At 55.2% G+C, this 8,072-nt stretch carries 8 protein-coding genes, 2 pseudogenes and 1 other annotated feature; of the genes and pseudogenes, 2 read left to right on the forward strand and 8 right to left on the reverse strand.

Annotated features, from left to right (window positions below; translation table 11 throughout):
- The 4 genes and pseudogenes from HNR55_RS16330 to HNR55_RS16345 all read right to left on the reverse strand — a co-directional run.
- Positions 1 to 179 (reverse strand): annotated as a pseudogene (locus HNR55_RS16330) (IS5/IS1182 family transposase); the annotation flags it as partial.
- A 42-nt stretch (positions 180 to 221) separates the two neighbouring features.
- Positions 222 to 1,450 (reverse strand): IS3 family transposase gene (locus HNR55_RS16335; protein WP_408736998.1). Its coding sequence is split into 2 segments (ribosomal slippage): positions 222 to 1,162 and positions 1,162 to 1,450, totalling 1,230 coding nucleotides; the frame shifts between segments, so codons are not numbered across the junction.
- Positions 1,055 to 1,169: a sequence feature (AL1L pseudoknot), on the reverse strand. It overlaps the preceding gene by 115 nt.
- A 237-nt stretch (positions 1,451 to 1,687) precedes the next feature.
- Positions 1,688 to 2,434, reverse strand: coding sequence for a cyclic nucleotide-binding domain-containing protein (locus HNR55_RS16340; protein ID WP_166117165.1), 747 nt, complete (start codon positions 2,432 to 2,434; stop codon positions 1,688 to 1,690).
- Positions 2,435 to 2,443: 9 nt separating this feature from the next.
- The gene (locus tag HNR55_RS16345) at positions 2,444 to 3,034 is read right to left on the reverse strand and encodes a DUF488 domain-containing protein (protein WP_166117163.1); all 591 of its coding nucleotides are present in this window, start codon (positions 3,032 to 3,034) and stop codon (positions 2,444 to 2,446) included.
- Here HNR55_RS16345 and HNR55_RS16350 point away from each other — a divergent pair.
- Positions 3,033 to 3,248 carry a hypervirulence associated TUDOR domain-containing protein gene (locus tag HNR55_RS16350; protein WP_166117161.1) on the forward strand — a complete coding sequence of 72 codons (216 nt, stop codon included), beginning with the start codon at positions 3,033 to 3,035 and terminating at the stop codon, positions 3,246 to 3,248. The genes HNR55_RS16345 and HNR55_RS16350 overlap by 2 nt on opposite strands.
- A 12-nt stretch (positions 3,249 to 3,260) precedes the next feature.
- Here the strand turns inward: HNR55_RS16350 and HNR55_RS16355 are convergent, their stop codons facing one another.
- From HNR55_RS16355 to hmpA, 4 genes are all read right to left on the reverse strand, one after another.
- On the reverse strand, positions 3,261 to 3,581 hold the full coding sequence (locus HNR55_RS16355; RefSeq protein WP_242005659.1) for a DUF1971 domain-containing protein: 321 nt from the start codon (positions 3,579 to 3,581) through the stop codon (positions 3,261 to 3,263).
- Between the two features lie 5 nt (positions 3,582 to 3,586).
- Positions 3,587 to 4,027 carry a PAS domain-containing protein gene (locus tag HNR55_RS16360; RefSeq protein WP_166117159.1) on the reverse strand — a complete coding sequence of 147 codons (441 nt, stop codon included), beginning with the start codon at positions 4,025 to 4,027 and terminating at the stop codon, positions 3,587 to 3,589.
- Between the two features lie 92 nt (positions 4,028 to 4,119).
- Positions 4,120 to 6,462, reverse strand: a complete 2,343-nt coding sequence (locus HNR55_RS17135) for a nitric-oxide reductase large subunit (protein ID WP_166117157.1) — start codon at positions 6,460 to 6,462, stop codon at positions 4,120 to 4,122.
- 90 nt (positions 6,463 to 6,552) lie between these two features.
- Positions 6,553 to 7,767 carry an NO-inducible flavohemoprotein gene (hmpA, locus tag HNR55_RS16370; RefSeq protein ID WP_166117155.1) on the reverse strand — a complete coding sequence of 405 codons (1,215 nt, stop codon included), beginning with the start codon at positions 7,765 to 7,767 and terminating at the stop codon, positions 6,553 to 6,555.
- Positions 7,768 to 7,852: 85 nt separating this feature from the next.
- Here hmpA and HNR55_RS17140 point away from each other — a divergent pair.
- Positions 7,853 to 7,987 (forward strand): annotated as a pseudogene (locus HNR55_RS17140) (Rrf2 family transcriptional regulator); the annotation flags it as partial.
- Positions 7,988 to 8,072 lie beyond the last annotated feature (85 nt).

An 8,072-nucleotide genomic window follows, 5' to 3' on the forward strand; every position in this document is an offset into this window, starting at 1 on the left:
GGCATGGGTTTGAGATGCGGCTTCTTCCTGTGAACCTTTGAGACAAAGCCATGCTTTTCCATGAAATCTTCATTGGCTTTTGAGCGATACGCTGTATCAGCCCAGACGCTTGAGGCCGTATTGGTTTTATCCAGCAGCCCCTCTCTCAATCGCGCACCATCACTGGCGGCGGCATCCGTCGTTGAACCGCCCCGGCTTTCCCGGAGGCCATTTCAACTGGGTCAGGCCACCATATCGAGGGTCTCTATGGCTGCATAGTAGTTGGCCTCGGCCTCGGCTGGTGGGATGTAGCCGATGGGGCCGAAAAGGCGCTGGTTGTTGTACCAGTCAACCCAGCGCAGGGTCGCCATTTCGACTGCGGATGCGCTCGGCCATGAACGCTGGCGCCAGATCACTTCGGTCTTGTACAGGCCGTTGATTGTCTCGGCCAAAGCGTTGTCGTAACTGTCGCCGACGCTGCCGACCGATGGCACGAGATTGGCCTCGGCCAGGCGCTGGGTGTAGTTCATGGCCAGGTACTGAACGCCCCTGTCGCTATGGTGGATCAGGCCGTCTTCCGGCCCGGGCCGCCGCGCGTAAATCGCCTGCTCCAGGGCATCGAGCACGAACCCGGCGGTGGCCGAGGTGCTGACCTTCCAGCCCACGATCCGGCGGGCATAGGCGTCGATCACGAAAGCCACATAGACGAACCCCGCCCAGGTGTGGACGTAGGTAAAATCGACCACCCACAGTGCGTTGGGGCGCTCAACGCGGAACTCACGATTGACCTTGTCCAGCGGGCATGGGGCCTTGGGATTGCTGACCGTGGTGACCGTCGTCTTGCCGCGCCGAACGCCCGCCAAGCCTATGGCTGCCATCAGGCGCTCCACGGTGCACCGGGCGACGGCAATGCCATCGCGCAGCAATTGATGCCAGACCTTGCGCGCGCCGTAGAGGCCGGAACTGGCCTCATGGACACGCTTGATCTGTGCCTTGATTTCGTCATCCCGGCGAGCACGGGCCGGACGCCTGCCGGGATCGGCCAGGCGCCGCACGTGCTCATGATAGGAGGACGGGGCGATCGCCAGTTCCCGGCAAATCGGCTCGATACCCAGATCCTCGCGATGGCTGTCGATGAACGACATCACCATTTGCCTTGGCGGTCGAGCTCCGCCTGCGCAAAATATGCCGACGCCTTGCGCAGAATCTCGTTGGCCCGCCGCAACTCCTTGACCTCACGTTCCAACAGCTTGAGCCGGGCTTTGTCGTCGGCCGCCTGCGTCGCTGGTGCCGTTCGTCGGCTCGCCTCCTCACGGCACCAGCGACGCAGCGTCTCGGCCGTACAGCCGATCTTGCTGGCGATCGAGGTCATCGCCTCCCACTCCGAGCCGTAATCAGCACGGTGCTCGCCAACCATCCGCACCGCGCGTTCGCGAACTTCAGGTGAAAACTTGTTCCGGGTCTTGCTCATAACGAAAGCTCCTTCTCACAAATCGGAGCCTCCGGGAAAGCCGGGGCGGTTCAACAGGACAAAGCGGCGCATATCGCCCAAAGCTTGCAATACGCTCTCTCTTTCCAGTCTAATCGTCACGGCCCCCAACATGCCAGAACATCTTCAGACAAGGAAACTCATAGAAATGGCGCGTCATAACCACGATTCGCCCCGATCACGCTGTAGCTGTGTTCGCTAAAGAATCTTGGATATTTCTCATTCTGATGGAGCAGGTGGTGGAGGCATGGAGTGTTGTTGCCCATGTTTGGGGGAAGTCCTGAAATCCCGGGCACACAATGTCACGAGTGCATCGTAATCGAGGAAATGCACGATTGTCCCACTGACCTGTAAAGATGTTCCTTGCAGCTTTGCGATGACCCGCGACAAGCTTTCAGGCGTCATGTCCAGTTCGGAGGCCAAAATTGTCTTGGCATACGGTAGAACGATAAACTCACGACTGTTTTGTCTATAAGCCTCTCTGAGCAGAAAAGCGGCAAAACGTTGTGTTCCGGTTTTAAGTCGGAGCGACTTCACCTCCTCGATATTGATACGAATTTGTTCGGATGTTTGTTTCAGGAATGCAAGACTAAAAGAGCCGTCGCTTTCAAGAAGCTCATGCAGGATCTGAGTTTTTACCCGTAGAAGCCTTACCTGCGAGATACTGCGGGCCTGAAGTAAATAAGGTTTCCGTGTGATAACCGCCGCGGGAAGAACAAAGTCACCCGCTCTGGCACAGGTCACAGTAACACCTTTTCCGCCCATCGTATCACTGCACAGATGCAGCATTCCATCCAGAACGACGAATAGGAATTCGGGCATTGCACCCTGCTGGAAGAGAATTGTGCTTCGTTCGTAATTTTCAATGGATGAGCCGGAAGAGAGCAGGCGTTTGCTCTCTGCTGGCAGATCTCGAAACATGGGAATGGCGTCAAACTCGCTTTCGGACGCGTGAACGGTATGCATCGGTCCTGCTCACATATGATCGGATAACGGGGATGGCGCCGGGTAGGTGAGGCGGCCGTCCTCGGTAACTACAGCCGCTTCTGTTAGGCGGCCGGGCTCCGCCGCAGTCATGGACAGAATGTGTGTCACGCGCATGCCATTGACGATGAGATAGTCGGTAACGATGTGCCGGTGGCAACGCCACCAGAGAATTTCGGCGCACATGATGGCAACTGTTGCATGCTGTCCCAGATCAATCAGTTCTGTCACGCCGCGATGAAAGGCTTCTCCAAGTGCGTAGTCAGCATAGTTGTGGAAACTTTGGATACGCCAGAAAGCGTTGCGTTCTGGCGCGACAGTTTTCGAGCGTGGGCGGCGACCTCCAAGCTCCGGTATATGCGTGTATGCAATGGCCTTGTCGTTCAGTTCCGTCGCTAGTCGCTTCTCGTCATAGTCTCGATTGCGTCGGGAATAAGGGAATGCTCTGATATCCGCGACGAGAGTAACGCCGTAATGATGAAGGAGCGTAACGAACTGTTCCAAAGTATGTGTCGAGTGCCCGATCGAGTAGAACAGGTGAGGTTCTTTTTTATTCTTTGTCGTAGGGATGCTTTCTGTCATGTCATTATATAAATTCGAGATTGGAGATGTCGTTTCGTGGAATTCAGAAGCTGGTCATGTGAAAGGGCGGATCACGGCCATTCATGACGCGCCCTTTCTGGTAAATGGTTATCGGCATCACGCATCGCCAGACGAGCCGCAATATGAGATCGTGAGCCTGAAAACGGGTCATGTCGCCTTTCATAAGGGCTCTGCGTTGAGTTTGGCGATGTAAGGATTTAACCCGTCAGGCTACGTTGTCTGATGGATCGCAGTCGTAGAACTCGATCTTCATCCTCACCGGCCCGAAAAGCCGGACGCAATGACCCTCTTGTGGCGCGATCTTTCCTGGACATGTGGGTGTCAGTTTGATTTCACGTGGAGGATCGAAAAAGATGAGGTCGAGTTCGCCTTCCATGACCCGGATGATGCCCCATGTTCCGGCTTTTGTTTCGTGTTGTCGGAGGAGAGCCGACGGGATCGTGTGTTCATTGAATTCGACGGTGGTCCGGTAAGGCGTCATGGCTTTCATTCCATTGTTTGACGGCGCGCGCAGATTTTTCATCATGTCTGTCAGACGGACCGTAAGCCTGCACTCTTCATACGCAGTTCACGGAGTTCGTTGAAACGGGTTGTCACATCACGCATGATCGCGCCGATGCCAGCGATCTCACCATACTGATCATGCAGAATCAGTATGGTGAATTCGACTGATATGCGACGACCATCAGACGTCATCGCAGGCACGGCCAGTCGTTCGTCTGCCGCATAGCGGCTTCTGCCCGTCTGGATCACACCTTCCCATCCTTCCCAATGCCGTGCACGCTGTTTTTCAGGAACGATGATATCGAGCGACTGCCCCAGAGCTTGATGTTCCGTAAATCCGAATATCCTTACCGCGCCCGGATTCCAGAACCGGATGATTCCATCCAGATCGGCGGCAAGGATCGCATCGGCACGCGTTTCAAGTACTTTCCGAGTGAGCAGTTCGGTGAAGTCGGACGGTTGCGTCATGATTGATTTCCTCGTCTGTGACCCGGTGAAGCTACCGCCATGACGTCACACAAAAACTCTTGAAGAAAAAGCGTAGAGAGTCATTTGTCGCATCATGACGCATGTTCCGTCGTGCTGACTTCAGATGATATCTTTATGCCGGGGATAAGCCGCTGTATCCATACCGGATAGACGGGTGCAAGCTTGACGAGAAAATCCCACGCCATAATCAGCGCACCCGCAGCAAAGACGACATCACCGGGCAAGCGCATCCACTGCCAGAAGAGGGTCTTGTCGTAGAATGCGGTGCTGCGAGCGTAAGCATAACCATGTTCATAAACCGCAAGAAGTTGGGGCCAGCCAATCGGGAAGAAGTTCAGTAGCGTCCACATAACCAGCCCCGCATTATAGAGCCAGAACGCCCACAGGCCTGCTCGTTCAGAGAAACAGGCTTCCTCTGCATGGATGTAACGCAGGCAGAAATAGATCAGGCCGATCGCCAGTTCGCCGAAAGCGCCGAAAAGAGATGAATGGGCATGATTGAGTGTCAGGAATGTGCCGTGCTCATAATAATTCACGAGCGGCGCGTTTAGCAGGCCGCCTCCATAAACGCCAGCACCAACAAAGTTCCAGAAGGCGGCTCCGATGACGTAAATGGTCCCCAACCGGTAGCGGAAATCCTCCCGCTTCCTGATCATCCGATAGTGGCTGATCCCTTCCATGATAAGCAAGACGAGTGGCAGCACCTCAATAAAGGAAAACATCGTACCGAACGGGATCCACAAACTTGGCTCGCCCGCCCAGTAGAGATGATGCCCCGTGCCAATCACGCCCCCCAGAAAGATCAGGATAACCTCGAAATACATGCCGCGCTCAGCGAGACGGCGCGAGATCAGGCCTGTGGCCATGAGCGTCCAGGCGGTCATCGCCGCGGCAAAGAATTCAAAGGATTGTTCTACCCAGAGATGGACGACCCACCAGCGCCAGAAATCGGAAATCGTGAACGATTTCTCGATACCCGTTAACGGAATCATACCGCAGGCATACAGCACTGCGACATTGACAGTCGATGCCCAGATGAGATGTTCGAGCCGGATATGACCGGACCAGAAGTCGCGCGCTGCGCGGGTCCATAGTGATATCGATGGCCATAGAGCGCGCATAACGAGGACGCTCCATAGAGACAGCCCACCAAAAAATCCGATCTGCCAGAAGCGGCCCAGTTGGATATAGGACAGCCCCTGGTTTCCGAACCAGAACCAGTTCCCGTCGATCACGCCCACAACGCCGAGGTAGTTTCCAGCCAGACCACAGACCACCACGAAGGCCGTTGTCCAGAACAGCGCGTCCACGAGCCAGCCCTGACCCTTGGCTTCTTTCCCCCCGGCGATGACCGGGGCGAGGAACAGCGCCGCCCCGATCCATGACAGGCCGATCCAGACGATCGGTGCCTGAATATGAAGATCGCGCATGACATTGAACGGAATGTAGTGATTGATATCAAAGCCGTAAAAACTCGTTCGATCATAATACATGTGCGCCATGATTGAACCAACGAGAATCTGTACAAGAATAAGTCCAGCCACAAGCAGGAAATATTTCCAGATCTTTTTTTGACTTGGTGTCAGTGGATGAATGACGAGAAGTTCGGCGTCCCGTTTGTCCGTATCCGCATCATTAAGCCAGTATTCATAAATGAACAGTACCGCGCCAAAAGCCAAAAAAACAAAGCCGAAGCTTGCCCATGTCCAGATAAAGGTTTCGCTTGTTGGAGCGTTACCCACCAGTGGCTCGTAAGGCCAGTTCTGCGTCCAGGAATAGTCTGTGCCTGGACGCCAGGCGACTGTTGTTAATGCAGAATAGATCAGGAAATCGGCTGTCTTACCTGCAAGCGCAGGCGAGAGACTCTTTGCCGCGGTCCAGCCGCTCTTGCGATCTGGATGGAGCAGGGCGTTCGTGGTTGCCGAGCGAACAGATGCGACTGCTGCGGCAAGTTCATCAGGCAGCGTCACTGTCGGTGCGGTCAGATCAAGATGATGGAGATCGCTGCGCATTTTTGCCGTAATAGCGTCCTGCCGCTCAGCCGGGAGGCTTGCGAATGCGGCATGATCGTTTGCGCTCGCAATGTTGTCGCGTGTGGCGAGCGCCAGTTGTTTCATGATCGAGGCCGTATAATCCTCACCATAATAGGAGCCCATGCCGTACAGGCTCCCGTAATCCATCAGATCGGCTTTCTGGAAGCCTCCCTTGCCCGCAATGATATCCGCGCCCTTAATAAGCACGCTGCCGTCGGTCGAGACGAACTGCTCCGGCTGCGGGGGCGCGCCCTTATAGGTTACTTCCGTCGTCCAGATCAGAAGTGCCGCAGTCAGAAATCCGGTCGCGAGAAGAATCCATTTCAGGACGGTACTGACCGGATCCGCGACTGGTGTGACGCGGGAGGTTAAGTCCGACATAGTACAAAGCTCCCTATAGGCGCGTGCGGGAGATTGTGATCCCCCGCACGGTACGCACTCGTCTCAGGACGGCGAGCGTTCAAAAAAGGATCAGGCGGCAGAGAGGACAAGGTCTGGATCGGCGGCTGACCCGAAGAACTCGTAGCGGATCTGCTTTGCCGACAGATGTTCAGCCCGTAGCGCATCGACCATATCTCTCATGAAAGAATCTGGTCCGCAGATGTAATAAGTGGCGGAACGATCGATATTTTCCCGCAGCCAGGTTGTCGTAACACGTCCCGCGTGCGTATTTGCGCCGGGGCTTTCAGCGGGAGCACGTTCTTTCGCATAAAAGAAATCGGCTGCCAGAACGCCGCGGCTGGCAAGCTCCTCAACCTCCGCGCGGAAAGCTGCCAACGCCGCGGTATCCGAGCCATAAACGTAGTGAATCTTGCGGTTCGGGGATGCTTGGACGAGATCGCCGAGCATTGATATTACGGGCGTGAGGCCAACGCCGGCTGTCAGAAAGACGACTGGCGATTCACTCGTCTCGTCAAGGAAGAAATCGCCGGCAGGGTTGGCGACCTGCAGCACATCGCCCACCTGAACGGTGTCATGCAGCCACGTTGAAACGACTCCACCCTCCTGCCGACGCACACTGATACGATAATGATCTACTCCAGGCGTGGAGGAGATGCTGTAATTCCGGCGCTGGGAGTCGTGGCCGGGAACATCCAGTTTGAAACTGAGATACTGTCCCGCTTTATGGCGAAAGAGCGTGCCGCCATCGACGGGAACCAGTTCGAACGATGCAATGGTTGATGTTTCCTCGCGACGCGAACGAACGCGGAAAGCGCGCCAACCGGCCCAACCGCCCGGTGCCCCCTCATGCTCCTCATAAATCTGCTTTTCACGGCCGATAAGAATATCTGCGAGGAACCAGTAAGCTTTGCCCCACGCGTCGGCGATCTCCGGCGTCGCGGCATCTCCAAGAACATGACCGATTGCTCCGAGCAGAGCCTCGGCTACGTAAGGATAATGTTCAGGCAGGATGTTCAGACCAACGTGCTTCTCTGCGATCCGCTCGACCATGCCGCCAAGCGCGCCGAGGTTGTTGATATGTTCAGCATAGCACAAGACCGCCAACGCCAGCGCTTTGGGTTGTTCTCCATCTTGCTGATGAGAGAGGTTGAACAGATCGCGAATGGCCGGGGTGGAAAGCAGGCGCTTGTACATTTCTGTTGTGATAGCTGTTCCATGTGCTTTCAGCGCAGGGACAGTGGCAGAGATGATCGCACGCGTCTTTTCGTCGAGAGGCTGGGACATGGGTTCCTCCTTTAAGGTTTACCTATCATATACCTTTTCTGGAGTATTGAAAATACCTGTCGAGATGATGCATCTTGAAAGAACCATGAAACTTACATTGCAAACCGACTATGCGCTGCGCGCACTAATCTATCTCGGCGTTCGGACGGAACGCCTCTGTTCTATTCGCGAGATATCCGAGGCGTACGGGATATCGGAAGCTCATTTGATTAGGTGTTTAGTCCCGTGTTTTGATGGGTTGGATTGATGATGAATTTTTCTGGCTCTGAAGTCCATATTTTGCAGACATATTCGTAAGGTGTGAG

It is taken from the genome of Acetobacter lovaniensis, assembly GCF_014207635.1.
In the GTDB taxonomy this organism is placed as follows: Bacteria; Pseudomonadota; Alphaproteobacteria; order Acetobacterales; family Acetobacteraceae; genus Acetobacter; species Acetobacter lovaniensis.